The organism is Streptomyces sp. CA189, from assembly GCF_056428985.1.
Map to the genome: position 1 here is coordinate 24,251 of NZ_JBWJVM010000020.1, position 26,297 is coordinate 50,547.

The window sequence follows — 26,297 nt, forward strand, 5'->3', positions numbered from 1 at the left end:
GGTCAGCGTCGCAGTACTTACAGGAGATCTTCAGGTGATGCAGGTTCAGCACGGTGTGACCAGAACCCTGGCAAGCCTAGGGAAGCTTCATGAAGAACTTACTGAAATCTCTCGCAGGCTTCTTCGGGAGTATCATTTCGGCAATGATGTCGAGCTGGTTCACGAAATCCTTATCGATCCTGTCGAGGAATCGGTAGAGTTTACAACCCTGCATCGCTTCACGGTTTCGGTCGGCCTTGATTTTGAGGACTGTAAAGAGATCGATATTGTCGCCAGCATCCTAGTCGGAGAATCTTCGTGCAGGGCGATTGTAGCCATTCGATCCGACTCCGATGAGGCGGTCGGAGGGGTAGGGGAATGGGAGTGTACTCTGCATGAAGAAGTGGCCAATGATATTGAGTTGAGTGCGGCTGTCGAAAACCTGGGAAAGGCAGTGATGGTCAAGGTGCGATCCTTCGTAGGCGCCCGGTATGGGATCGCTTTCGGTGTAGACGTCGCATCTTCCTAGGTGCATCGCTGTTGAACGATTGCCCCTTGTCGTGCGGAGAGATCCGTGCGGCAAGGGGCAGTTCTGTTATCCGCCGCGGTGCTGGTGTTCGCGACCACGGCCGCCAAGTGCCGGGTGGGTCGTCCGGAGGAGCAAGAGGCCCCCAAGTAGACCCACTCCCGCGACCACCAGGCCCGGGACGAGGCCCGGCGGGCGGAAGGTGCAGGTCACTGTGGTGGTGTGACCGTCCAAGGGGATCGAGACCAGACCGAGGCGGGCGGCGGCCGGGCGGTTGTTGCAGGTCCAGCCTGCGATCGCCGGGGCCGAGAGGACCGCCGTGCCCGTGCTGCCGGGCGGGAGCACCGCGCGGATCCCCGACGAGTCGACCCGGACCGACACCGCCGCCGAGGCGCGCAGCGCCGCTACCGCCGTCGTCAGGCGGGGGCGGTCCAGGCAGGAGAGTTCCCAGTGGGTTGGGGCGGGGGCGTCGAAGACCAGCGCCGACGCCGGGCCCTGGGAGACGCCCATCGGCTGGAGCGCGGCCCTGTTGCGCGGGGGGTTGGCGTTCAGGCGGAAGGGCGGGCCGTCCGCGAGGCGGGCCGTCGCGTTGTACTCCGGGGCCCACAGGAAGGCCTCCGTGCCCGCGCGGCAGACGCCGGGGGACAGCGGGGCTTCGTAGGCCTTGGCGCCCAGCAGGAGTTCCTGGTTGGCGAAGGGGGATGGGCCGAAGGCCGGCTCGGGGCCCGGTGGGCGGACCGTGACCAGGGGCGGGACCTCCGCGCGGGCGATCGTGCCGTCGGGGCGCAGGCGGGCGCCGACCGAGAAGGCGGCGTCCGTCACCGGGTTGTCGAGGCTCTGGACGTTGCGGCCGCGCGAGGTCCAGCCCGCCCCGAGGGCCACCATGGTCCGGGTGAACAGGTCCGGGGTGTGGCTGCTGTAGTACGCGCCGCCCTCCCCGCCCAGCAGCATCGGGTCGTTGCCGGTCAGCGCCGGCCGCCCCGCGTCCGTGCGGTACGCGGGCCAGCCCCCGGCCGTCGCGAGGGCCCCGGCCCGCGCGGTGTGCGCCGCGCCCCAGACCGGGTAGTCGTCCAGGCCCGCCAGTTTGCCCTTCTGCCCGTACGCGGTGGTCGCCGCCGCCTGGGCCACCAGGACCAGGATCAGAGCCAGCGCACCCAGCGCAGGCAGCACGAGGCGCCGACGGCCGCGCCCGGGGCCGTAGGGCCGCCCGCCGCCGCGCCCACGGTCGCCGTGACCAACGTCGCCGGCACCCCCGTCCCCGCGCCCCCCGCCCCCGCGCCCCCCGTGGCGCACCGCCCACCAGGCCGCCCCCGCCACGGCCAGCCCGCCGCCGAACAGGGCGAGCCCCCACGTCGTCGCCAGCGGGCTCCCGCTGGCCGCGAGCAGCGCGGCCGCCAGGGTCACCGCGCCGCCCGCCAGCGCCCGCGCCCCCGGCGGGCCGGCCGACGTCAGGCCCGCCCAGGCGGCCATCACCACGATCCCGGCCAGCACGAAGGTCTGCCGGTACGGGCTGCCGTTGGGCGTCGCGAAGAGGTGCCAGGCCAGGTGCGTCGGCATCCACTGGAAGGACAGCAGCACCAGCAGGACCAGCCCCGTCCACACCAGCCGCTCCCGCCCCGCCACCGCCCGGTGGAACGGCAGGGCCGCCACGAGCAGCAGGGTCCCGGTGCCGATGAACAGGGCGGGGGAGGAGAAGGAGTAGGTGGCGGGCAGCAGCCGGACCAGCAGGTCCTCGGTCGCCACCGGCACGAACGGCTTGAACCACCCCGGGTACGCCTGCTTCGAGCTGAGGAAGAGGGGGAGGAGCACCGGAGCCGACAGGGCGACGCCCAGTGTCGTGGTCAGGGCGGCCCGCGCCAGGACCCGTAGCGACCGGGCCGTGCCCCAGCGGACCAGCAGCAGCCGGACCAGCAGCACCAGGACCGCGCCCAGCGTCGCCATGTAGGCGGTGTAGAAGTTCGCCGTCCAGCAGAGCGCCACCACCACGACGGCGGCTGCCGGCCGGCGCGCGCGCAGGGCCCACTCACCCGTCAGACACAGGAACGGGAAGGCGATCAGCCCGTCCAGCCACATCGGGTTGTACGAGGCCTCGATCACCGACCAGCCGCACAGCGCGTACGAGGCCCCGAGCAGCCCCGCCGCCCACGCCGGCCCGCGCCGCTGCGTGCGCAGCAGCCAGGCCATCGCCGCCGCGGCGGCCGCCGTCTTGAGCACGGTGACCACGTACACCGCGAGGTCGATGTCCTGGCGCGGGAACAGCCCCACCAGGACCGCGAACGGGCTGGCCAGGTAGGTCCCGAAGTCGGGCAGGAAGCTGGTCCCGTACCCGGACTGCCAGTTCAGCAGCAGCCCGCCCCCGGCCCGCCCGTGCAGCAGGTCCCACAGGTGAGCGTGGAAGGGCACGAACTGGTTGCCGAGGTCGTTGACGCTGCGGTGGCGCGGCCCGTACGGGAAGACGCGCGCCACGGCGTCTCCGGCGCACACGGCCACCACCGTGACCAGGGCGGCGAGCGCCGAACCGAGCAGACCGGGGCGGCGCGGGGAGCGGTGCGGTGTCGACATGGTGGGCCGACCCTGGCACTCCCGGTGGGCCGAAGGGTTGCCATCGGTGGACGCGAACCCCAACACCCCCGGAATCGTTGGTCGAACCGGTGGCTCTGATCACCTCGACTGCATAACATCGATCACCGCACGGCCCTTGTGCACCGAAGCACAATCTCCCGGCCCTGGAGGCTCCTTTGCACCGTCGCACAGCGCTCTCCGTTTCCGCCGCCCTGCTCCTGGCGGCCCCTCTGCTGTCCGCGTGCTCGGGCGAAGCCCGCCCCGGCACCGCGGCCGTGATCGGCGGCGAACGGATCACCACCTCCGCGCTCCAGGCCCAGGTGAACGACGTCCGCACCGCACAGAACCGCTCCGAACGCGCGGCCGAGCTCATCGCGGCCGTCCCGCAGCTCGACCGGGTCAAGCTCAGCACGATGCTGCAGAGCCGGATCCTCGACCGGATGGCCGCCGACGCCGGCGTCACCGTGACCCCCAAGGAGCTCCAGGAGGCCCGCAAGGCCTACGACGAGGGCAACCGCGGGGCCGCGGCGTTCGAGGAGGCGATCTTGCAGAAGGCCGCCGTCGCCCCCGACCAGATCGAGCGCTGGGTCCGGGACCAGGTGCTCTTCGAGAAGCTCAACGCCAAGTACGGCGAGGGCAAGCTCGCCGAGCCCGCCGCGAAGGCCGCGGCCGCGCTCGGCATCGAGGTCAACCCGCGCTACGGCGTCTGGGACCCCCAGCGGGTCACCCTCGGCGAGCACACCACGCCCTGGATCACCCAGGTCACCCGGCCCGAGCAGCCCCCCGCCGGGGTGTAGGCCGCCCGGGCCCGGCCCGTCCCCCGGGGGAGGTAGGTTCGGAGGGTGACTGACGACGTGCCCTCCGAGCCCTCCGAGCCCACCGGCCGCATCGTGCTGCTGACCACGAGCCACCGGGTGGCCCCCGGCGTGCTGTCCTGGCCGGCCTGGCAGACCCTGCACGCCGCGCACCGGGTGCTGTGCGCCGACCCGGGCCACGTCCAGCTCCCCTACCTCCGCGAGGCGGGCGTCGAGGTGGCCCTGGAGACCCCCGACGCCCAGGCCCTGATCGAGGAGTGCGCCGGCGGCCGCACGGTCGTCGTCCTGCTGAGCGGCGAGGGCGACCGGCGGCTCACCGACGGGCTGGCCCGCTTCGCGGGCTCGGGCCGGGTCGCCGTGCCGGACCTGGAGCTGCTGCCGGGCTCGTACGATCTGCCGGGCGCACGCCTGCTCGACCTCGTCCAGGTCATGGACCAGGTCCGCCGCGCATGCCCCTGGACCTCGGAGCAGACGCACGAGGGACTGGCGAAGTACGCCATCGAAGAGGCCTACGAGCTGGTCGAGGCCATCGAGGCCGGGGACCGCGAGGAACTGCGCGAGGAGCTCGGGGACGTCCTGCTCCAGGTGGTCTTCCACGCGCGCATCGCGGAGGAGGGCGGCCCCGGTGAAGAGGACGAGCCGTTCTCCATCGACGACGTGGCAGGGGCCCTCGTCGAGAAGCTGATCCACCGGCACCCGCACGTCTTCGGCGACGCCAAGGCGGAAACCCCGGAGGACGTGCACGCGCACTGGCAGCGCACCAAGCAGGTGGAGAAGCAGCGGGAGTCGGTGACCGACGGGATCCCGCTCGGCCAGCCCGGTCTCGCGCTCGCGGCCAAGCTGGCGGGCCGCGCCCGTGCGGGGGCGGTGCCCGTGGAACTGCCCCGCGGGGAGGGGGTCGGGTACGAACTGCTGGATCTGGCGGCGCGTGCCGAGGCGGCGGGGACCGACCCCGAGACCGCGCTGCGCGCGGCGGCCCGGACCTACCGGGACGCGATCCGTGCGGCCGAGGGCGTCGGCGAATAGCCCTCAGCAGCGGGAGGCCGCGACTGCGTCAGTACTCCCGGGGCGCGCGGCCGGACGGGTTGTGCCAGTGCGGGTCGGGCCGGTTCAGGAACCACTCCCCGAAGCCCATCGGACGGTTTCCCTGCTCGTGGCCTTTGCCACTGGCAGGTACGGAGTCGTAGAAAATCCGGTCGGGGCGCGCGCCGAGCTCCTCCAGGAGGTACGAGGTCTCCTGGATGAACTGCGGCGGACCGCTGAGGTAGACGTCCTGGTCGGGCCAGAGCCCGCGGTTGCTGAGCGCGGTCGCGAGCCGGTCGGTGGCCTGGTTGCGGTGCTGACCGGGGGCGGGCGTGATGTAGGTGACGCTCAGCCAGCCGAGGGAGGCCGCGTACGCGTCGATGAGCGGGCGGTCGTAGAGGTGGGCGGCGTCCCGTGCCACCACGAAGAGCCGTACGTCCTGATCGGGAGGGTGTTCCGCCAGGTCCTCCAGCATGGCGCGGACCGGGGCCCAGCCGGTGCCGGCGGCTATGAAGCTGACCGGGCGGTCCTCGCGGCGGAAGGTCATCTGCCCGCCGGCCGCGCCGAGCCGCAGCATGTCCCCGGGCTGGGTCTCACGGATCAGGGCGGTGCTGAGACGGCCCCCTTCGATCCGGCTGACGTGCAGGTCGAGCGTCCCGTCGGCGCGGGGCGCGTTGCCCAGGGAGTACGTGCGCCAGGTCGTCGGCACCCGGTCGCTGCTCACGCTCGTGTACTGGCCCGGGAGATGGGGGAAGGGGGCGTGCGGGCGGAGGGTGAGGACGCCGATGTCCTGCCCGTACAGCAGATGGCGTACGACTTCCGCGTCCCACCAGGGTGGGTCGTCGCTGGAGGCGGCGCCGGCCATCATCGCGTCGGCGATCACCTGGTACGCCTCTGACCAGGCCTTTTCGACCTGGGGGTGCCAGGCGGATCCGGAGGTCTCGGCGAGCGCGGCGATGAGGCTCGTGCCCACGGCCGCGTAGTGCTCGGGGCCCGCCAGGAACTTGCGGTGGTCGCGGCCGAGGTCGCGGAGATAGGGGACGAGCGTCTCGTTCTCCAGGTGGGCGATCACGTGCGTGAGCGCGGCGAAGAGCCGGTCCCGCTGTCGTTCCATGTCTTCGAAGGAGGCCGGGAAGAGATCACGGACTCCGGGGTTGTGCCAGAACAGGTGGGAGTAGAAGAACTTGACCGCGTGCTCGGCCCGTCTCTCCACCACCGCGAAGCTGCTTTTCAAGATCCTCACATCCACAAAACCGAAAGTAGGAACGCCGGGGAACGTGAGGTCAAGCCAGGGCCGATCTACGGACAGCCGCGATAAATAGCCCATATGGGGTGATGGGTGGCGGGCGGGATACGGTCTCCGGGTGCACGAGCAGACCCCCGCAGCCCCCGAAGAGCCCGCCGCCGACCAGTCCGCCGACGAGTCCGCCGACGAGTCCGTGGACCAGTCCGTGGAACTTTCCGCGGACGGGTCCGCCCCGCCGCCGACCCTGTTCGACTGGGAGTTCGCGACCGACCCGTACCCGGCGTACGCCTGGCTGCGCGAGCACGCGCCCGTGTACCGCACCACGCTCCCCAGCGGGGTCGAGGCCTGGCTCGTCACCCGGTACGCCGACGCCCGCCAGGCCCTCGCCGACCAGCGCCTCAGCAAGAACCCGGCCCACCACGAGGGCTCCGCGCACGCCAAGGGCCGGACCGGGATCCCGGGGGAGCGCAAGGCGGAGCTGATGACCCACCTCCTCAACATCGACCCGCCGGACCACACCCGGCTGCGCCGGCTGGTCTCGAAGGCCTTCACCCCGCGCAGGGTCGCCGAGTTCACCCCGAGGGTGCAGGAACTGACCGACCACCTCATCGATCAGTTCTGCGAGAAGGGCGAGGCCGACCTCATCCATGAGTTCGCCTTCCCGCTCCCCATCTACGCCATCTGCGAGATGCTCGGAGTACCGCGAGAGGACCAGGACGACTTCCGCGACTGGGCGGGCATGATGATCCGGCACGCGGGTGGCCCGCGCGGCGGGGTGGCTCGCGCGGTCAAGCAGATCCGCAGCTACCTCGTCGAGCTGATCCACCGCAAGCGCGACGATCTGGGCGACGACTTGATCTCCGGGCTGATCCGGGCGAGCGACCACGGCGAACACCTCACCGAGAACGAGGCCGCCGCGATGTGCTTCGTGCTTCTTTTCGCCGGCTTCGAAACGACGATCAACCTCATCGGCAACGGGGCCTATGCCCTGATGCGGAACCCGGACCAGCGCGAACGCCTCCAGGCCTCCCTCGCTGCCGGAGAGACCGAGCTGCTGGAAACGGGCATCGAAGAGCTGTTGCGCTACGACGGTCCCGTGGAAATGGCCACTTGGCGGTACGCGACGGAGCCGATGACTCTAGGCGGCCAGGACATTCCGGCGGGCGATCCTGTCCTCGTCGTCCTCGCCGCTGCCGACCGCGACCCGGAACGGTTCGGCGATCCGGACACGCTTGAGCTCGCCAGGAGCGACAACCAGCATCTCGGGTACGGCCATGGCATCCACTACTGCCTGGGAGCCCCTCTGGCCCGCCTCGAGGGCCAGACAGCCCTCGCCGAGCTGCTGACCCGGCTGCCCGATCTGGAACTTGCCGTAGACCCCTCAGAGCTGCGCTGGCGCGGCGGGCTCATCATGCGGGGCCTGCGCACCCTGCCCGTCCGATTCACCCCGAGTCCTGCCCTGGGAACGACGAAAGCGCCCTGACGGGTTCTCGCCGAGATGCTGGGCAGTGGCGTCGTGGCGGGCAGCGGAGTAGCAGGCGGGCGAAGGACGGGTTTCCCCCACGGACGCCTTTCGAGGCGCCTACGCTTTGAAAAACGCCAAGACCCCGGAGCGTCCCGCTAAGAAGGCTCCAGGGTCTGACTTGCCAGTCGGGAAGGACTGACCGTGCGTGATTCAACCCTGCCCAAGAGGAGCAACGCAAGCGGAATCAGGTCCGGCAAGGCCGGGAACGGTGCCCTTCAGGTCGTCATCTACCTCCGGGTGTCGACGAAGGCACAGATCATGAAGTCCGGACTCAAGCAGCAGGAGAAGGACTGCCGGTCGTGGCTCGACAGCCACCTGCGAGACACCCCCTACGAAATCGTCGGCGTCTTCGTGGACGACGGTGTCTCCGGGAAGCTCGATCAGCGCGACGACAAGGCGCTCATCGAAGGCCTTGTCCGTGCAGGGAAGGTCGATCTGGCCATTGCGCAGAAACTCGACCGGTACGGCCGCACCGCCCGGATCATCGGTGACTGGGTCCGGGAGATGGTCGACAAGGGGACTCGTGTAGTCACCTCGGACGGCCGAATCGACTCGGACGACAACCTGGAGTTCAAGGTCGCCATGCCGAGCTTGGCGTACCTGGCCGAGTTGGAACACGAGCTGATCTTCTCGAGGACCTGGAGTGGCCGGGAGTGGAAGCTCCAAGCGGGTGGCTGGCCAGGTGGGCCCCCGCCGTACGGCTTCGAGCTGCTGAACAAGGGGCGGAGCGGATCGGCCATCGTTCTGTGCGAGGAGGAAGTCCGGACTCTGGGCATGGCAGCGCACTGCCTCATCGATCTTGAACTGAACTACTCCGAGAGCTGCAGGCACCTCAACGACAACAGCAGGTTCACCCGTAGCGGGCGTCCCTGGACGGTCGCGAACCTCATCAAGCGTCTCGGCAGTGAACCCGTCCTCGAGCTCTGCGTCACCTACCGGAAGGACGGCGGCAAGACAGCGGTCGACGAGGACGGACATCGCAAGTACGGAGATGCCGTCAAGATCCCCATGCCGGAGGTCTTCGACGCGGCACGTCGAGCGCAGCTCCGTTCCGCCATGGAAGGACTCAGCATCGAATGTCGTCGCGAGAACTCCCTGTACCCGCTCTCCACCCGGATCAAGGGCAACTGCGGTGAGGCCTACACCGGCGGAGGCGTGCGAGGCCCCGAGACGCGCCTGTACCGCTGCAAGGGGACTGCCGGTGGGTGTGACGACGTGTACCTGCACGCAGACGAGGTCGAGAACGAGGTCTGGGAACAGCTCACGAAGTTCCTCGGCGAGGAGTACCTCAGGGAGCGGGTTCTCGGGACGCGGCTGCGCCCGGGTACCCCCGGCTTGGAAGAGAAGGCGGAACTGTTCAGGCTGTTCGATGTCCACGTCGAGGCCGAGAACCACCGCTTCAAGAAGAAGGCCGGTGCGCGCTGCCCGGTGACGCAGTGGCACGTGGCTGCGAAGCGGGACGTACCGGCCGATGTGGCGGAGGAGGAATGGGCCGGCCTGCGGAGCATCCTGGAAGCGATCTACCCGCCTGCTTCGTTCACCAAGACCAAGATCGACCTGCGGTTGGCGCTGAACGGCATGCTGCACCGTCTGCGTACGGGGATCACCTGGAAGGAGATCCCCGTGGAGTTCGGGCCGGCGCAGCGCATCCGTGAGCGGCAGCTCTCCTGGTGGCAGCAGGGGGCATGGCCCCTGCTCGTGGCATGGCTGAACGAGCGGCGCGCGGGGACGCCCGTGTACGTCCGCCCCAACATCCCGCCGCTGCGAGTGACGGTGCGCGTGGCCGAGTCCCTGATAGTGCTGTCCGGCTCGCGACCCTGCTGACGCGGCTGCCCGACCTGGAACTGGCCGTGCCTCCCGAGGAGCTGCGCTGGCGCGGCGGGCTCATCATGCGGGGGCTGCGGACGCTCCCGGTCCGCTTCACCGCCGAAATCACCCACCAAAACGCCTGAAACCGGCCTGACCGGAAGTCAGTTCGCTGCCCAAACTTGTGACCGGCGTTCGAAGGCCGCTAGGTTCTGCCGTTACCCCGCCGTTATGCGAAAGGTGCAGCCTCATGCGTTCCGGGAACGGCCGCCACAGACGCCCCCGACAAGTGCCCGCACTTGTCGTCACCGCCGGAGTCACCGGCACCGCCCTCGCCCTGCCGCTGCTCGCCGCCACCGGCGCGAGCGCCGCGGAGACCTCCACGTGGGACAAGGTCGCCGAGTGCGAGAGCGGCGGTACGTGGAGCGCCAACTTCGGCAGCGGCTCGTACGGCGGGCTGCAGTTCAGCCAGGAGCAGTGGAGGAAGGCCGGCGGGCTCGACTTCGCCGAGCGCGCCGACCTCGCCAGCCGCTCCCAGCAGATCGCCGTGGCCGAACGGGTCCTGGCCTCCCAGGGCCCCCAGGCGTGGCCGCTGTGCGGGGTGCCGGCCGGTCTGACGCAGGACGCGCCCGCCGCCGAGGTGGACCCGGGCCTGCCCGCCGGATCCGGGTCCGTCGCCCCCACTCCGTCCCGCCCGGACGACGCCGTGCCCCACACGGGCTCGGGCAAGCCGTCCACGGACTTCGGGGCCCCGACGCAGCAGGGCCCGGCCCCGTCGGACTCGCCGCTGCCCGACTATCCGATCGGCGTGCCCGGCGAACTGCCCGTCATGCCCTCGCCGGACCTCCAGGCGCCGCCTCCCGGACTCCCGGGCGACCCGACGGCTCCCACGAGCCCGGTGGACCCCACCGCCCCCGTGGCCCCGGCCACTCCGGCGGACCCCACGGCTCCGGCGCCGCCGTCCGCGGACCCGACCGCACCGGTGGACCCGACGGCTCCGGCGAACCCGAACGACCCGGGCGACCCCACGAAGCCGACGAACCCGGGTAATTCGGAGAACCAAGCCAACCCGACCAATCCGGTCAACCCGCTCAACCCGGTCAACCCGGTTGATCCCACCGCCCCGACGGCTCCGGCCGCACCCGGCGAATCCACCGCCCCGAGCGCCCCGGCTGCCCCCGGCGCGGCCGAGGGCAGCGGCAAGCACCGCGGCCCGGCCGCCGTCGAAACGCCCGCCGCGCCTGACGCCGCGTCGGACCCGACGTACACCGTGAAGGCGGGCGACAGCCTCATCGCGATCGCGGACGCCAACGGAGTGAAGGGCGGCTGGAAGGGGCTCTACGAGGCCAACGAGCAGGTCATCGGCGGCGATGCGGACCTGATCAAGCCTGGTCAGAACCTGGATCTAACGCATCAATAAGGGCACTTAAGGCGCCCGGAACCGGCTGATTGTCCGTTTTCTGTAAGTGAGACATGTGTCTCTCTGGGTCAACTGGCGTGTCCGGTCCGGAGGGTTCTGCAAACCCCGCTCTCACCTGCGCAAACACCCTTTGGGGGAGCGCAAGTAGGCACTGTTTCCCCCCGATGTCCCTCGTTGAACATCGGGGGGAGACCTGTCTACCTTCTGAATCGCTCGCCACCGCGGGCTCCTTCGACCGCATCGCCGAATCCTGCCGGCGGACGGAGGGAACACTCGTCGCGTAAAGCGCCGAAGGCAGGAGCGGGGGAACCAAGGTAGGCGCCGGAACCGGCCGTTGAGAGACGGTCACGGAACCGGCTAGGGGTTAAGCCAAGCGCTAGGTCGCTCGGCCGGGCACTCACTCGCCCGAACCCGACAGCTCACCTCGTAGGCGTCGGTGAGGAGAACTCCATGCTGCTTTCGGGCAAGGGCAAGCACCGTCGCGGCTCCAAGGCCGTCCGCATCGTCACGCTCGCCGGTGTCGCCGGTGCCGTCGTCGCGGCACCGCTGATGGCCGCGGGCACCGCCTCGGCCGCGACCGCTTCCGAGTGGGACCGCGTCGCCTCGTGCGAGTCCGGCGGCAACTGGTCCATCAACACGGGCAACGGCTACTACGGCGGCCTGCAGTTCTCGTCCTCCACGTGGGCCGCGTACGGCGGCAAGGCGTACGCCTCGCAGGCCAACCAGGCCTCCAAGTCGCAGCAGATAGCCATCGCCGAGAAGGTCCTCAAGGGCCAGGGCAAGGGCGCCTGGCCGTCCTGTGGCGTGGGCCTGTCGAACTCCTCCTACACCGGCGGCTCGGCGGAGACTCCGGCCAAGCCGAAGACCCAGCCGAAGCCCGCGCCGAAGCAGGAGAAGAAGGCCGAGCCGAAGAAGGAGACCAAGCGCGTCGAGGCTCCGACCACCCGCTCCGACCGTCCGGCCGCCGCCGCGCCGAAGACCGAAGCCCCCAAGACGGGCAACGGCTCCTACGAGGTCAAGTCCGGCGACACGCTGGGCGCGATCGCCGACGCGAACAACGTGTCCGGTGGCTGGGAGAAGCTCCACGAGCTCAACAAGGACATCGTCTCGGACGCCGACCTGATCTTCCCGGGCCAGAAGCTGAAGCTCAGCTGAACCCGAAGGTGAGGCCGGAGCTGAACCCCGGCTGAAACCTGTGAGAACGGTCGTGGCCGCTTTTGCGACACGCAGTAGTTCCACACCTAGTTCCACACCTAGCTCCACCACGCAATCCCACCGCCCGGCGCGCAACCCCCTTCGCGCCGGGCGGTGCTGTGTGCGGGTGCCTCCGGCCTGACGGAGCCTCCGGAAAGCCGATGATCAAGGGCCCTATGTCCTGTAAGAGGGGCATTCAGGCCCTTTTTCGTCCCAGGACCCGGGCGGTCGGCTGGCCGAGTGCCCAGAGGCGGTTAGGCTCTAAGCGGCAAGGCCATCCCACGGCCTGACACGCCACCGCACACCCAGCGTCACATCCCAGAAGGAGATGCTCGTGCCGTCCATCGACGTCGTCGTAGCCCGGGAAATCCTGGACTCCCGAGGCAACCCCACGGTCGAGGTCGAGGTGGGCCTCGACGATGGCAGCACCGGCCGTGCTGCAGTCCCGTCCGGCGCCTCCACCGGAGCGTTCGAAGCCGTTGAGCTCCGTGACGGTGACCCCAACCGCTACATGGGCAAGGGCGTAGAGAAGGCCGTCCTCGCCGTCATCGAGCAGCTCGGCCCGGAGCTCGTCGGCTACGACGCCACCGAGCAGCGCCTGATCGACCAGGCGATGATCGACCTGGACGCCACCGAGAACAAGGGCTCCCTGGGCGCCAACGCCATCCTCGGTGTCTCCCTCGCCGTCGCGCACGCCGCGTCCGAGGCCTCCGACCTCCCGCTGTTCCGCTACCTCGGCGGTCCGAACGCGCACCTGCTGCCCGTTCCGATGATGAACATCCTGAACGGTGGGTCGCACGCCGACTCCAACGTCGACATCCAGGAGTTCATGATCGCCCCGATCGGCGCGGAGTCCTTCTCCGAGGCCCTTCGCTGGGGTGCCGAGGTCTACCACACCCTCAAGAAGGTCCTGCACACCAAGGGCCTCTCCACCGGTCTGGGCGACGAGGGCGGCTTCGCGCCGAACCTCGAGTCGAACCGCGCCGCGCTGGACCTCATCGTCGAGGCCATCAAGCAGGCCGGCTACGTCCCGGGCACCCAGATCGCGCTCGCGCTCGACGTCGCCGCGTCCGAGTTCTACAAGGACGGCAACTACGAGTTCGAGGGCAAGTCCCGCTCGGCCGCCGAGATGACCGACTACTACGCCGAGCTCGTCGAGGCGTACCCGCTGGTCTCCATCGAGGACCCGCTGTTCGAGGACGACTGGGCCGGCTGGAAGACCCTCACCGACCGCCTGGGCGCCAAGGTCCAGATCGTCGGCGACGACCTCTTCGTCACCAACCCCGAGCGTCTCGCCCGCGGCATCGAAGAGGGCTCGGCGAACGCCCTGCTCGTCAAGGTGAACCAGATCGGTTCGCTGACCGAGACCCTGGACGCCGTCGAGATGGCCCAGCGCAACGGTTTCAAGTGCATGATGTCGCACCGCTCCGGTGAGACCGAGGACGTCACCATCGCCGACCTCGCGGTCGCCGTGAACTGCGGCCAGATCAAGACCGGCGCCCCGGCCCGCTCGGACCGCGTCGCCAAGTACAACCAGCTGCTGCGCATCGAGGAGATCCTCGACGACGCCGCGGTGTACGCGGGCCGCAGCGCGTTCCCGCGGTTTCGCCCTGCGAACTGATCGAACACAGTAAGGGCTGATCAGTCCTTTAGGGTGCAAGCCTCCCTACGTCCCCGCACTCGGTCCCGTACCGTGTGCGGGGACGTAGTGCGTCGTGCGCATATAGGGGAGGCGGATCAATGGCCGGGAACCGGGACCGGTTCGCCACGTTCTCGACCGCGACCAGGCTCAAGCAGCTCGGTGAGCGGACCGCGGCGCACGTGTACCGCTCGCAGTCCCGCAGGCAGGTCCGCCGCAGCCGGCTCACCGGCCGGGCCGCGCTGCTCGTCCTCGTCCTCTGTACCCTGGTCGTCGCCCTCGCGTATCCGATGCGCCAGTACGTGTCCCAGCGCTCGGAGATCGCGAAGCAGCAGAAGGACGCCGTCTCCGCGCGGGACCGGCTGGAACGGCTGCGCGACGAGAAGGCCCGCTGGCAGGACAACGCGTACGCCGAGCAGCAGGCGCGCAAGCACCTGCACTTCGTCCGGCCGGGGGAGATCAGCTACATCATGACCGACCCCGGAGCCGCCGCGGGAGAGCAGCGCCGCGGCGGACAGGCCGCCACCGACCGGCCCTGGTACTCCAACGTCTGGGACGGCGTCGACAAGGCCGACCGCCCGGGCGACTGAGTCCCACCCATCCACGAGAACGAAAAGACTTCCTCCAGGCATGCAGACGCCCCCGCCCCAGACCGACCGGACCGAGCCGACCGCCGCCGACATCGAGGCGTTCGAACAGCAGCTCGGCCGCCCCCCGCGCGGGCTCCGCGCCATCGCGCACCGCTGCCCCTGCGGGCAGCCGGACGTGGTGGAGACCGCCCCGCGGCTCCCCGACGGCACCCCCTTCCCGACGCTGTACTACCTGACCTGCCCGCGCGCCGCCGGTGCGATCGGCACGCTGGAGGCCAACGGCGTGATGAAGGAGATGCAGGCCCGCCTCGCCGTGGACCCGGAGCTGGCCGCGGCCTACCGGGCCGCGCACGAGGACTACATCACCCGCCGCGACGCCATCGAGGTGCTCCAGGGCTTCCCGAGCGCCGGCGGCATGCCGGACCGGGTGAAGTGCCTGCACGTGCTGGTCGGCCACTCCCTGGCCGCCGGCCCGGGCGTGAACCCGTTCGGCGACGAGGCCCTGGCGATGCTGCCCGAGTGGTGGGCGAAGGGCGCCTGCGTCACCCCGTGCGGCGAGAAGAAGGCCGACGAGAACGCGGCGGCGGAGGCGGGCGCGTGACCCGCGTCGCGGCCGTCGACTGCGGTACGAACTCCATCCGGCTCCTCGTCGCGGACCTCGATCCCGCCACCGGCGAGCTGATCGAGCTCGACCGCCGGATGATCGTCGTCCGGCTCGGCCAGGGCGTCGACAAGACGGGCCGGCTGGCACCGGAGGCGCTGGAGCGCACCTTCACGGCCTGCCGCGAGTACGCGGCGGTCATCAAGGAGCTCGGCGCCGAGCGGGTGCGGTTCGTGGCGACCTCGGCCTCCCGGGACGCCGAGAACCGGGACGAGTTCGTCCGGGGCGTCCTGGACATCCTGGGCGTCGAGCCCGAGGTGATCAGCGGGGACCAGGAGGCCGAGTTCTCCTTCACCGGCGCCACCGGTGAGCTCACCGGCCGCACCGACCTGGAGCGCCCCTTCCTGGTGGTGGACATCGGCGGCGGCTCCACGGAGTTCGTGGTCGGCACCGAGCACGTCGGGGCGGCCCGTTCCGTCGACGTGGGCTGTGTCCGGATGACCGAGCGCCACCTGACGGTGGACGGGGTCGTCACCGACCCGCCGACCGGGGAGCAGATCGCCGCGATACGGGCCGACATCGAGGCGGCGCTGGACCTGGCCGCCGAGACCGTCCCGCTGGCCGAGGCGCGCACCCTGGTGGGCCTGGCCGGCTCGGTGACCACGGTCGCCGCGATCGCGCTGGGCCTGGAGGCGTACGACTCGGCGCGGATCCACCACTCCCGGATCCCGTACGAGACGGTCCGCGAGGTCAGCGAGCGGATGCTGACGCTGACGCACGCCGAGCGCGCGGCCATCCCGGTGATGCACCCCGGGCGGGTCGACGTGATCGGCGCGGGCGCCCTGGTCCTGCTGGCGATCATGGAGCGCGTCGGCGCCTCGGAGGTCGTGGTCTCGGAGCACGACATCCTCGACGGAATCGCCTGGTCCATCGCCTGACGGCCCGGCTCGAACGCACGACACGGCGCCCCCGGCGGATCCCGCCGGGGGCGCCGTCGTTTCCAGGACCGGCATCAGGGACGAGAAGGCCTCCTCGTCGGTGCGCCGTCACCCCGTTCGCCGAACAGGTCGGCCAGCAGCTCCGCCATGCTCACGGTCGACCCGCCTTCGGCCAGTACGGCCTCGGCCTCACGGCCGAGCAGCTCGTCGGCTGCCCCTTCGTCAGCGTTCTCACTCATGACCCCAGCGTGCACGCGGCTGTGTGCACGCGCGGCGCCAACCACAGCAAGGCGCTGGCCGCCCGGGCCTACCCGTCCAGCCGGACCGGCATCAGGAGCGAGAACGCCTCCTCGTCGTCGGGCCGGCGGATCGCCACGGGGGCCTTGGGGGCGCCGAGCTCCAGGATCAGCCGGTTCCGGGCTCCGGCGGCGAGGGCGTCCAGCAGGAACGCGCGGTTCAGGCCGACGTCGGCCGGGTCGTCGTCGTCGCCGTCGTCGCCGAGGGACACCGCACCCTCGGCGGTCACCCTGAGCACGCTGACGTCGCCGGTCGCGCCGTCCTGCTCGCGCTCGGCCGGGCGGACCGGGCCGTTTTCCAGGGCCTCGCGGAAGGCCTGCACGTCGACGGGGATCCGGCGTCCCGCGGGCAGGCTGACGAGGCGGCGGTAGTCGGGGAACTCGTGGCCCAGGCAGCGGCCGGCCGCCTGGCGGTCCGCCGCCTCGGTCTCCAGGGCCACGCGGTCGCCGTCCACGGTGAGCAGGACCGGACCGTCGTCGCTCAGCAGCGCCCGCATCGCGTCGGCCAGCGGGGCGGGTACGAGGAGCTGCAGGCGGGGACCGGTGATTCCGGTGACCCCGGCGCGGGCGACGGCCAGGCGGTACCGGTCGGTGGCCACGACGCGCAGCGCCCCGCCCTCGATGTCGAACAGGATGCCCCCGAGCATCGGCAGCTCGGGGTCGGCGGCGACGGCGAACCGGACCGCGTCCAGCGCGGCGGCCAGCTCGGGTCCGGACACGGTGAGCCGGGCGGTCGGTGCGGCGGTGGCACGGGGCGTGCTCGCGGACGCGCCGTTGGACGGGCTGGTGGACGGGCCGGTGGACGTGATCATGGGGTTCTCCCTGCGTTCGAGCAGCGCGCGGATCGCGGAGAACTCGCCGCGGGCGTCGGACAGGCCCCGTTCGAGCCGGAGCAGGTGCGCCCGGAGCAGGCCGCGGACCAGGTCGGTGTCCGCGCCGGCCCAGCCGGCCAGCACCAGCCGGATGTCCGCCACCGGCATTCCGGTCCGCCGGAGCCGGGCCAGCAGCCGGGCCTCCTCGACCTGTTCGGGGCCGTACCAGCGGTACCCGCTCGCCGGGTCCACCCGGACGGGAACCAGCACGCCGGCCCCGTCGTAGAACCGCAGGGCACTCACGCTCAGGCCGCTGTCGCGGGCCGTCTCGCCGATACTGCGCATCTCGTTCTCCACGCCCTGAACCCTGGTCCCTCGACCAGGTCGAGGGTCAACAGCGGGGGTCGAAAGCGGCCCCGGGGGGCCGTTCGGGGGCCTTAGGTCCTGTCGTCCACATGAACTTCGTGAAGTTCTTCACAAGGAAAAGGTGCCTGTGGGGGCTCTGGAGGAGCCTTTTGGGTGACTCGGGAGCCCCTCGGGCCTTCTTTTCGCTCGCGTTCGTGCGATTGGCGGCCGCCGCGAGCCGCTGGCGGTAGGTATCCACGAAGGCTGTGGTCTACTCCGCTTGAGGGCCTGGAGGCCAGGTCGGGACTGGTGTTCAACGACTCCCGTTACACCCTGGTTCCCATTTCGCGCCATGACCTCGGTCACGTGGGCCGCGGAGTGTAGCAGAGGGTCTTCGGGTCCTTGTGAAGGGGCTCACGAGCGTCACCCCTTGGGGTGCTGGATACTCGTTCCATGAGCACCACGGAGCGTCCCAGGATCCTCGTTGTAGGAGGTGGGTACGTAGGCCTGTACGCAGCCAAGCGCATCATGAAGAAGATGCGTTACGGCGAGGCGACCGTCACGGTCGTCGACCCGCGCTCGTACATGACCTACCAGCCCTTCCTCCCCGAAGTGGCCGCAGGCAGCATCTCGCCTCGGCACGTCGTCGTACCGCTGCGACGCGTGCTGCCCAAGGCTGAGGTTCTCACCGGCCGGGTCACGAACATCGACCAGGACCGCAAGGTCGCCGTCGTCACGCCGCTGGTCGGCGAGGCGTACGAGCTGCCCTTCGACTACCTGGTGATCGCGCTCGGCGCCATCTCCCGCACCTTCCCGATCCCCGGCCTCGCCGAACAGGGCATCGGCATGAAGGGCGTGGAAGAGGGTATCGGCCTGCGCAACCACGTACTCGAGCAGCTCGACAAGGCCGAGTCCACGACGGACGAGGACGTCCGCCGCAAGGCGCTCACCTTCGTCTTCGTCGGCGGCGGCTTCGCCGGCGCCGAGACGATCGGCGAGGTCGAGGACATGGCCCGCGACGCCGCGAAGTACTACTCCAGCATCAAGCGCGAGGACATGCGCTTCATCCTGGTCGACGCGGCCGACAAGATCCTTCCCGAGGTCGGGCCCAAGCTCGGCACCTGGGGCAAGGAGCACCTCGAGTCGCGCGGCATCGAGATCTACCTGAACACCTCCATGGACTCCTGCGTGGACGGCCACGTGGTGCTGAAGAACGGCCTCGAGGTCGACTCCAACACCCTCGTGTGGACCGCCGGCGTCAAGCCCAACCCGGTGCTGGCCCGCTACGGCCTCCCGCTGGGCCCCCGCGGCCACGTGGACGCCGAGCCGACCCTCCAGGTCAAGGGCACGGACTACATCTGGACCGCCGGCGACAACGCCCAGGTGCCCGACCTCGCCGCCCGCAAGGCCGGCGTGGAGAACGCCTGGTGCCCGCCGAACGCCCAGCACGCGCTGCGCCAGGCCAAGGTCCTCGGCGACAACGTCATCTCCGGGATGCGCGGCTTCCCGCAGAAGGAGTACGCGCACTCCAACAAGGGCGCGGTGGCGGGCCTCGGCCTCCACAAGGGCGTGGCGATGATCGTCATGGGCAAGATGAAGATCAAGCTCAAGGGCCGGCTCGCCTGGTACATGCACCGTGGCTACCACGGCATGGCCATGCCGACCTGGAACCGCAAGATCCGGGTCTTCGCCGACTGGACCCTCGGCATGTTCCTCAAGCGCGAGGTCGTCTCCCTCGGCGCCCTGGAGACCCCCCGCGAGGAGTTCTACGAGGCCGCCAAGCCGGCTCCGGCCGCCGTCGCCTCGGCCCCGGCCGAGAAGGCCAAGGCCTCCTGACCACCCCGTAGGACCCGGCAGGACCCGGCAGGACCAAGTGGTACCAGCAGGACCAGTACGACCCAGCGCGTCCCCGGAGGGGCCGCCCGCCATCCGTGGTGCGGGCGGCCCCTCCGGCATATTCCGGATCGGATCCGGGTATGCCGTGCGATCGGAACTTGTCTGAGCTTGTTGGAGGGTCCTGCATGAACGACGCCGCGCCGCGGCTGGCCGCTTCAGCCGAAACCCTGCTGGGGGCCCCTCTCCCCGTCCGGATCCGGGCCTGGGACGGCAGCGAGGCCGGTCCGCTCGGCGGTCCCATCCTGGTCCTGAACAACCGGCACGCCCTGCGCCGGATCCTGTGGAAGCCGGGCGAGCTGGGCCTGGCCCGGGCCTGGGTGGCCGGGGACCTCACCGTCGACGGAGACCTGTTCGAGCTGCTGGACCGGGTCGGCGGCGTGCTCTGGGAGCGGGACCGCGAGCCCGAGCCGGCCGCCGAGCGCACCGGGCCCGCCGCGCTGCTGCGCGATCCGCGCGCGCGGGCCGCCGTACGCAGCCTCGTGGGTCTGGCGCGGCCGTGGACCAAGCCGGCCCCGCCGCCCGAGGAGGCCGGCCCCCGCGGCGGCCCCCGGCAACCCCGGCACAGCAGGGTCAGCGACCGGCGGGCCATCAGCCACCACTACGACGTGGGCAACGCGTTCTACGAGCGGGTGCTCGGCCCGTCGATGGTGTACTCCTGCGCCTACTGGACCCCCGGCGGGAGCCTGGAGGACGCCCAGCGGGACAAGCTGGACCTGGTCTGCCGCAAACTCGCCCTGGGTCCCGGGGACCGGCTCCTGGACGTCGGCTGCGGCTGGGGCTCGATGGCCCTGCACGCGGCCCGGGAGTACGGGGCCAAGGTCACCGGGATCACGCTCTCGCGCGAACAGGCCGCCTACGCCCGCAAGCGGGTCGCGGAGGAGGGCCTGGCCGGCCTCGTCGAGATCCGGGTCCAGGACTACCGGGACGTCAAGGACGGCCCGTACGACGCCGTTTCCTCGATCGGGATGGCCGAACACGTCGGCGCCGAGCGCTACCGCACGTACGCCCGGAGCCTGTACGGACTGCTGCGGCCGGGCGGGAGGCTGCTGAACCACCAGATCGCGCGGCGCCCCGAACCGGACGAGGAGGCCTACCGGATCGACGCGTTCATAGACGCCTACGTCTTCCCCGACGGGGAGCTGTCCCCCCTGGGCACCACCGTCGGCGAGCTGGAGCGGGCCGGCTTCGAGGTCCGCGACGTGGAGGCGCTGCGCGAGCACTACGCGCTCACCCTGCGGGCCTGGGTGGCCCGGCTGGAGGAGCACTGGGAGGAGGCGGTACGGCTGACCTCGCCCGGGCGGGCCAAGGTCTGGCAGCTGTACATGGCCGCCTCGGCGCTCGCCTTCGAGCACAACCGGCTCGGGGTCAACCAGGTGCTCGCGGTGCGCACCGGGACCCGGTCGGCCTCCGGGATGCCGCTGCGGCGGGGAACCTGGGGCGCGTAGGGACCGTACTGCGGCGGGTTGGACCTTGGAGCTTCCTGTCCCAAGGTCCAACCGTGTTCCTTGCCGAACGTGTCGCTGTTAGGGAGGGTTCCGCTGACGTGCGCATCGGTGAACACTTTGTGTGGTGTTTCATCGCGCGATCGAACTGGATGCGTATCGCGACCGGGCAATACCTGCCTTTCCCGGATCTGGGTCATGTCGGCGGTGGATCAACGGCACAGTGGCAGTGTGAAGGCGGACGCGGGGCGCAAGTATCGTGCGTACCCCACCGGGGATCAGGATCAGGTCCTGACCGGGTGGGGTCATACGGCACGTGCGTTGTGGAACGTTGCTTTGGAGCAGCGCACGTACATGTGGGATCAGCGCCGGTACACCGTGCGGTCGGTCGAGCAGTGCAAGTACCTGACCACTGCCCGTGCAGATGTCGACTGGATCGGTGACTTGCCAGCGCAGGCCGGGCAGCAGATCCTGCGCAGCCTTGACCGGGCGTACGACAACTTCTGGGACCCCGGGCATCCGGCCCGGTTCCCGGCCCGGAAGAAGCGCGGGCATAGCCTGTCGATCCCGTTTCCCGGGCAGGCGGTGGAGTTCCGGAAGTTGAACCGCAAGTGGGCCGAGGTGCGTCTGCCGAAGCTCGGCTGGCTTCGGTTCAGGCTCTCCCGTGCCATCGGGGGGACGATCCGCAACGCCACCGTCTCCCGGGACGGCAACGGCTGGCACGTCTCCTTCGGCGTCCACACAGGCCGCGAGCCGGACGCGCCGAACGGGAAGCCCAGCTGCGGGGTGGATTTCGGCGTCACCGCGTCCGCGTTCGTGTCGACCGAGACCACGCCCCGCCTCATGCCGCCCACCCTCACCGCCAACGAACGAAAGCGGCTTCAAACGCTGGAGCAGCGCAAGGCACGCCAACTCGTCTACGCGAAGAAGCATCAGGGCGGGAAGTACAGCCGTCGGCTGCGTACGACGATCGCCCAGATCGCGAAGCTCACCACCCGGCGGGCCAACCGCCGCCAGGACTTCACGCACAAACTCACCACCGGCCTCGCCAAAAACCACGGCCTGATCGGCATCGAGGACTTGCGCGTGAAAAACATGAGTAAGTCTGCCAAGGGCACCGTCCAGATGCCGGGGAGGAATGTCCGGCAGAAGGCGGGGCTGAACCGGTCGATCCTCGATAACACGCCCGGTGAACGGCGCCGACAACTGGAGTACAAGGCCCGCATGTACGGGGCTGTACTCGTCGCCGTCCCGCCGTTCCACACCTCCCAGACCTGCGCCGTGTGCGGCCGGGTTGACCCCGAATCCCGCAAGGGATGCGGCCGGCTGTTCGCCTGCAGATACTGTGGGCACGAGGACGACGCCGACCACAACGCCTCGATGGAGATCGAGGCCCGAGCCCGCCGGACGGGTGGCTCGGACATCAACAGCACGCGCAGCGCCCCCAGGGTGCGAGTCCCGGCCACCGGCCGGAGGCGGATGCGTGAAGCCCCGAAGCCCGCCCACGCGAGCTGAAGGGAATCGCCCCCCGTGTACACGGGGGGCGAGGATCGTCACTCCGTCTTGATGGCGGTCAGCATGTTCAGCCGGGCCGCGCTGCGGGCGGGCCACATGGCCGCCAGGGCGCCGACGATGCCGGCCAGCAGCATGAAGATCGCGATCCGGTCGAAGGGGATGACCAGGGCGTAGTTCGGGATCGAGCCCTTGAGGGTCTCGCCCACGGCCCAGGCGATGAAGGTGCCGAGGGCCACGCCGATGACCGCGCCGAAGAGCGAGATCACGATGGCTTCCAGCCGGATCATGTTCTTGACCCGGCCGCGGTCCAGGCCGATGGCCCGCAGCATGCCGATCTCCTGCGTCCGCTCGTACACGGACATCGCCAGGGTGTTGACGACGCCGAGGACCGAGATGATCAGCGCCATGGCGAGCAGGCCGTACATGATGTTCAGGGCGGTGTTGATCATGCCGCCCATCTCGTTGCGGATGTCCTGCTGGGTGGCGAAGGTGATCGCCGGGTTCTTGCCGAGGGCGTCGACGAGGGCCTGCTCGCCCTTCGCGGAGGCGCCGCCGTCCATCTTGACGAAGACCTCGCGGATGTACGGCTTCTCGCTGTGCTGGGTGAGCAGGTTGTAGTCGACCACGTAGGAGGAGAGCATGCCCTCCATGTCCTTGAAGATCGCGCCGACCTTCAGGTCCGCCTTCTGGTCGTCCATGAAGGTGGTCTTCAGGGTGGAGCCGACCGACAGGCCGTTCTCCTTCGCGGTCTTCTCGGCGACGGCCACCTGGCCCTTGCCGAGGCTGTTGAGCTCCCCGCTGACCACGTCGATGTTGAGGAGCTGCCCGATGGTGGCCGGGTTGACGCCGGAGACGGAGTGGTACTGCCCGCCGTCACCGATCCGGAAGTCGCCGGCCTGCTGCGGGGAGACGGCCTTGACGCCCGGGGCCTTTTCCAGGGCCGGGAGCACGGAGGGGTTCATGCTGCCGAAGGCTTCGCCCATGGAGACCTTGTAGTCGGCCTTGAGGTTGTCCGTCGTCATCCGGTCGACGGCCTTGCCCATCGTGATGCCGAGCACGGACAGGGCGGTGACCAGGGTCAGGCCGATGGCCAGCGAGGCGGCGGTGACGGCGGTGCGGCGCGGGTTGCGGACCGCGTTCTGCGCGGCCAGCTTGCCGGCGACGCCGAAGACCTTCTCCAGCAGCGGGCGGACCGCCGCGATGACCGGGCGGGAGAGGGCCGGCAGCAGGATGATGATGCCGATCATCGTGAGGAAGGCGCCGGCGCCGATGAGCATCTTGCCCTCCTTGCCGGTCATCGCGCCGCCGAGGATGCCCAGCAGACCGAGCAGGGTGACGGCGCCGCCGATGCTGTTGCGCAGCACCAGGGACTTCGAGGAGGCCGGCAGGTGGGCGCTGCCCATGGCGGCGACCGGGGAGATCTTGGCGGTGCGGCGCGCGGGCAGCCAGGCGGCGAGCATCGTGACCACGATGCCGATGCCGATCGCCGCGGCGATGGTGACGGGGGCGACGACCAGCGGACCGGCCGGGATCTTGACGTCGAAGGCGTTCATCGCGGAGCGCATGCCGATGGCGAGCCCGACGCCGGCCACGAGGCCGATCGCGGAGGAGATCACGCCGACGACCAGGGCCTCGGCCAGGACCGAGCGCTTGACCTGGCCGCGGTTGGCGCCGACGGCGCGCAGCAGGGCCAGCTCCTTCGTGCGCTGGGCGACCAGCATGGTGAAGGTGTTGTAGATCAGGAAGATGCCCACGAAGAGCGAGATCAGCGCGAACGTCAGCAGCATCTGGTTCATGCTGCCCATGCCGGCCTCGATGTCCTTGGCCTGCTCGGCGGCGAGCTGCGCGCCGGTCTGGGCCTTGGCGTCCTTGCTGACGAGTGGCTTGATCTCGGCGAGCAGCTGGTCGGCGGAGGCGCCGGCCTTGGCGCTGACCGCGAGCTCGTCGTAGTAGCCGGGCTCCAGGTAGAGCTGCTGGGCGGTCGGGGTGTCGAACAGGACGAGCGAGCCGCCCGCGTTGACTGCGCCGTCCTCGGTGGTGAAGACGCCGGCGAGCGTGTACTCCTGGGCCGGGCCGTTGTCGGCCACCCGGACCTTGTCGCCCACCTTGTAGTTGCCGCGCTTGGCCGTCTCCTTGTCGAGGGCGATCTCGCCGGCCTTGGCCGGGCCGTTGCCCTCGGTGAAGGTGTAGCGGGGGTCCTTGCCGTCCTTGAGGGGGACGAAGTTGGCGCCGGTGTTGGACCAGCCGTTGCCGATCAGCTTGCCGTCCTGGTCGCCCACGGCGGCGAAGCCGTGGACGCGGCCGGCGGCGGCGTCCACGCCGCCGAGCGCCTTGACCTTGTCGAGGGTCTGCTGGCTGATGCCCGGCTCGCCCTCCTTGACGCCCTCGTCGTTGCGGGAGGGGCCGTGGGAGGTGACGGACACGGCGACGCCGTCGAAGCTCTTGGCGGACTGGTTCGACATCGCCTTGCCGACGGTGTCGGTGAAGACGAGCGTGCCGGAGACGAAGGCGACGCCGAGGACGACGGCGAGCACCGTCATCAGCAGCCGGGCCTTGTGCGCGAGCACGTTGCGCAGGGCGGTACGGAACATGGTGGAGGAGTCCAGGTGTAAGGGGTCAGCGGGGGCGGACGGCTGCGAGGGGGTGCGCGTCCCTCAGCTGGTGCGGCCCTTGGCGTCGAAGGCCTTCATGCGGTCGAGCACGCCGTCCGCGGTGGGCTGGATCATCTCGTCGACGATGCGGCCGTCGGCGAGGAAGATGACGCGGTCCGCGTAGGAGGCGGCGACCGGGTCGTGGGTGACCATGACCACGGTCTGGCCGAGCTCGCGCACGGAGTTGCGCAGGAAGCCGAGGACCTCGGCGCCGGAGCGCGAGTCGAGGTTTCCGGTGGGCTCGTCGCCGAAGATGATCTCGGGGCGGGAGGCCAGGGCGCGGGCCACGGCCACGCGCTGCTGCTGGCCGCCGGAGAGCTGGGTGGGGCGGTGGGAGAGGCGGTCGGAGAGGCCGACCATGGTGATCACCGAGTCCAGCCACTGCTTGTCGGGCTTGCGGCCGGCGATGTCCATGGGGAGCGTGATGTTCTCCAGGGCCGTCAGGGTCGGCAGCAGGTTGAAGGCCTGGAAGATGAAGCCGATCTTGTCCCGGCGCAACTGCGTGAGCTGCTTGTCCTTCAGGGTGGACAGCTCGGTCTCGCCGATGCGGACGGATCCGGCGGAGAAGGTGTCCAGGCCGGCCACGCAGTGCATCAGCGTGGACTTGCCGGAGCCGGAGGGGCCCATGATCGCGGTGAACTGGCCCTGCGCGAAGTCCACGGAGACGTTGTCCAGAGCGACCACCTGGGTCTCGCCCTGGCCGTACACCTTGGAGAGGCCGGTGGCGCGCGCGGCGACGGCCTGGGTGGTGTGCGGGGCGTAGTTCATGGTGGTCACGGAGCGACTCCAGTCAGGGGCGGGGCGTGCGGACCGGGCTCACGGTCCGCGGTTGGCGGGACCCTTCCATGGTCGCGGCGCCCACCCCCGCTCCGGATCAGCCGTGATGCCCCTTCTCCGGTCCACTGGAGTCTGACCGCGGAGGGGTGCGCCTCCTCCTTTGGTATGACAGCCGCCCCGGCGAAGGGCGGGGAGGCCGCCCGGCGGGCGTCCCGGGGCGGGTCGGCGGAGGCCGGTACGAGGGGGTGGCGCACGGGGTGGCGTACGGGGTGGCGCGGGCCATCGAAATCCCGTCAATCCCGTGGCCGCCATGATCGACGCCCGGAACGTGCCGACCGCGCCTTCTGCCCCCTGACGACCCATCAATCACCAATAAAATCAGACAACATCGGCGAGATGCCCAGGTGGGGGCGTGGGCGTTCCGGATAGGCTCGGCGCAGCGTTCAAGGCTTTTCCTACGGGGCCGCTACGCCCTGCCCGGATGGTGGAATGCAGACACGGCGAGCTTAAACCTCGCTGACCCTCGGGTCGTGCCGGTTCAAGTCCGGCTTCGGGCACGATGATGTTGAGGACGTTCCGTTTCAGGCCGGAACACGCGGAGGGCGGGGGCGCCACGGGTACCCCCGCCCGTCCCGCGCAGCGGCCCGTACCCGTGGGGAAAGATCCTCCTCCAGCAGTAGGGCGATTTCTTTGCGTTCG

The 26,297-nt window shown here is 70.2% G+C and carries 20 protein-coding genes, 1 tRNA gene, 1 pseudogene and 1 riboswitch; of the genes and pseudogenes, 16 read left to right on the forward strand and 6 right to left on the reverse strand.

Annotated elements, in window-relative coordinates; all coding sequences use genetic code 11:
* The first annotated feature begins 34 nt into the window (after window positions 1-34).
* On the forward strand, window positions 35-508 hold the full coding sequence (locus AC061S_RS17660) for a hypothetical protein (protein WP_478686902.1): 474 nt from the start codon (window positions 35-37) through the stop codon (window positions 506-508).
* Between the two features lie 66 nt (window positions 509-574).
* On the opposite strand, the gene AC061S_RS17665 is transcribed toward AC061S_RS17660, so the two are convergent.
* Window positions 575-3,067, reverse strand: coding sequence for a YfhO family protein (locus tag AC061S_RS17665; RefSeq protein WP_478686903.1), 2,493 nt, complete (start codon window positions 3,065-3,067; stop codon window positions 575-577).
* Between the two features lie 176 nt (window positions 3,068-3,243).
* Here AC061S_RS17665 and AC061S_RS17670 point away from each other — a divergent pair, with 176 nt between their 5' ends.
* Together AC061S_RS17670 and AC061S_RS17675 are read left to right on the forward strand one after the other, a co-directional pair.
* Window positions 3,244-3,864, forward strand: coding sequence for a SurA N-terminal domain-containing protein (locus tag AC061S_RS17670; RefSeq protein ID WP_478686904.1), 621 nt, complete (start codon window positions 3,244-3,246; stop codon window positions 3,862-3,864).
* A gap of 45 nt (window positions 3,865-3,909) precedes the next feature.
* The gene (locus tag AC061S_RS17675) at window positions 3,910-4,908 is read left to right on the forward strand and encodes a nucleoside triphosphate pyrophosphohydrolase (RefSeq protein WP_478686905.1); all 999 of its coding nucleotides are present in this window, start codon (window positions 3,910-3,912) and stop codon (window positions 4,906-4,908) included.
* Between the two features lie 28 nt (window positions 4,909-4,936).
* Here AC061S_RS17675 and AC061S_RS17680 read toward each other — a convergent pair whose 3' ends face one another.
* Complete coding sequence (locus AC061S_RS17680; RefSeq protein WP_478686906.1) at window positions 4,937-6,121, reverse strand: globin domain-containing protein; 1,185 nt, start codon at window positions 6,119-6,121, stop codon at window positions 4,937-4,939.
* Window positions 6,122-6,344: 223 nt separating this feature from the next.
* Here AC061S_RS17680 and AC061S_RS17685 point away from each other — a divergent pair, with 223 nt between their 5' ends.
* The 9 genes and pseudogenes from AC061S_RS17685 (at window position 6,345) to AC061S_RS17725 (ending at window position 15,864) form a co-directional block, all read left to right on the forward strand.
* A complete protein-coding gene (locus tag AC061S_RS17685) occupies window positions 6,345-7,634 on the forward strand; it encodes a cytochrome P450 family protein (protein WP_478686965.1) in 1,290 nt (429 codons plus the stop codon).
* Between the two features lie 183 nt (window positions 7,635-7,817).
* Complete coding sequence (locus AC061S_RS17690; RefSeq protein WP_478686907.1) at window positions 7,818-9,500, forward strand: recombinase family protein; 1,683 nt, start codon at window positions 7,818-7,820, stop codon at window positions 9,498-9,500.
* Window positions 9,485-9,628 (forward strand): annotated as a pseudogene (locus AC061S_RS17695) (cytochrome P450); the annotation flags it as partial. The gene AC061S_RS17690 and the pseudogene AC061S_RS17695, both read left to right, overlap by 16 nt.
* A gap of 143 nt (window positions 9,629-9,771) precedes the next feature.
* A complete protein-coding gene (locus AC061S_RS17700; protein ID WP_478686908.1) occupies window positions 9,772-10,902 on the forward strand; it encodes a LysM peptidoglycan-binding domain-containing protein in 1,131 nt (376 codons plus the stop codon).
* A gap of 276 nt (window positions 10,903-11,178) precedes the next feature.
* Window positions 11,179-11,350, forward strand: a riboswitch (cyclic di-AMP (ydaO/yuaA leader).
* A gap of 2 nt (window positions 11,351-11,352) precedes the next feature.
* On the forward strand, window positions 11,353-12,057 hold the full coding sequence (locus AC061S_RS17705; protein ID WP_478686909.1) for a transglycosylase family protein: 705 nt from the start codon (window positions 11,353-11,355) through the stop codon (window positions 12,055-12,057).
* Between the two features lie 367 nt (window positions 12,058-12,424).
* The gene (gene eno, locus AC061S_RS17710) at window positions 12,425-13,717 is read left to right on the forward strand and encodes a phosphopyruvate hydratase (protein ID WP_478686910.1); all 1,293 of its coding nucleotides are present in this window, start codon (window positions 12,425-12,427) and stop codon (window positions 13,715-13,717) included.
* Window positions 13,718-13,836: 119 nt separating this feature from the next.
* On the forward strand, window positions 13,837-14,325 hold the full coding sequence (locus tag AC061S_RS17715) for an FtsB family cell division protein (protein WP_478686911.1): 489 nt from the start codon (window positions 13,837-13,839) through the stop codon (window positions 14,323-14,325).
* A 40-nt stretch (window positions 14,326-14,365) separates the two neighbouring features.
* Window positions 14,366-14,926, forward strand: coding sequence for a DUF501 domain-containing protein (locus AC061S_RS17720; RefSeq protein WP_478686912.1), 561 nt, complete (start codon window positions 14,366-14,368; stop codon window positions 14,924-14,926).
* Entirely contained in the window at window positions 14,923-15,864 is a 942-nt protein-coding gene (locus tag AC061S_RS17725; RefSeq protein WP_478686913.1) for a Ppx/GppA phosphatase family protein, read from the forward strand. The genes AC061S_RS17720 and AC061S_RS17725 overlap by 4 nt, the downstream gene beginning before the upstream one ends.
* A 74-nt stretch (window positions 15,865-15,938) precedes the next feature.
* Here the strand turns inward: AC061S_RS17725 and AC061S_RS17730 are convergent, their stop codons facing one another.
* Both AC061S_RS17730 and AC061S_RS17735 read right to left on the reverse strand, forming a co-directional pair.
* Window positions 15,939-16,103 (reverse strand): hypothetical protein, encoded by a 165-nt coding sequence (locus AC061S_RS17730; RefSeq protein WP_478686914.1) that lies wholly within the window; start codon window positions 16,101-16,103, stop codon window positions 15,939-15,941.
* 68 nt (window positions 16,104-16,171) lie between these two features.
* Window positions 16,172-17,329: a DNA polymerase III subunit beta family protein gene (locus AC061S_RS17735; RefSeq protein WP_478686915.1), complete on the reverse strand. Its 1,158-nt coding sequence runs from the start codon at window positions 17,327-17,329 to the stop codon at window positions 16,172-16,174.
* Window positions 17,330-17,770: 441 nt separating this feature from the next.
* On the opposite strand from AC061S_RS17735, the gene AC061S_RS17740 reads away from it, so the two are divergent.
* The 3 genes from AC061S_RS17740 (at window position 17,771) to AC061S_RS17750 (ending at window position 22,170) form a co-directional block, all read left to right on the forward strand.
* Window positions 17,771-19,153: an NAD(P)/FAD-dependent oxidoreductase gene (locus tag AC061S_RS17740; protein WP_478686916.1), complete on the forward strand. Its 1,383-nt coding sequence runs from the start codon at window positions 17,771-17,773 to the stop codon at window positions 19,151-19,153.
* Between the two features lie 185 nt (window positions 19,154-19,338).
* Complete coding sequence (locus AC061S_RS17745; protein ID WP_478686917.1) at window positions 19,339-20,658, forward strand: class I SAM-dependent methyltransferase; 1,320 nt, start codon at window positions 19,339-19,341, stop codon at window positions 20,656-20,658.
* Window positions 20,659-20,727: 69 nt separating this feature from the next.
* A complete protein-coding gene (locus AC061S_RS17750) occupies window positions 20,728-22,170 on the forward strand; it encodes an RNA-guided endonuclease InsQ/TnpB family protein (RefSeq protein ID WP_478686966.1) in 1,443 nt (480 codons plus the stop codon).
* Window positions 22,171-22,208: 38 nt separating this feature from the next.
* Here the strand turns inward: AC061S_RS17750 and AC061S_RS17755 are convergent, their stop codons facing one another.
* Window positions 22,209-24,761 (reverse strand): ABC transporter permease, encoded by a 2,553-nt coding sequence (locus AC061S_RS17755; protein ID WP_478686918.1) that lies wholly within the window; start codon window positions 24,759-24,761, stop codon window positions 22,209-22,211.
* Window positions 24,762-24,824: 63 nt separating this feature from the next.
* Window positions 24,825-25,589 carry an ABC transporter ATP-binding protein gene (locus AC061S_RS17760; RefSeq protein WP_327257504.1) on the reverse strand — a complete coding sequence of 255 codons (765 nt, stop codon included), beginning with the start codon at window positions 25,587-25,589 and terminating at the stop codon, window positions 24,825-24,827.
* Window positions 25,590-26,073: 484 nt separating this feature from the next.
* On the opposite strand from AC061S_RS17760, the gene AC061S_RS17765 reads away from it, so the two are divergent.
* Window positions 26,074-26,155: transfer RNA gene (locus tag AC061S_RS17765), tRNA-Leu, on the forward strand.
* Window positions 26,156-26,297: the final 142 nt, after the last annotated feature.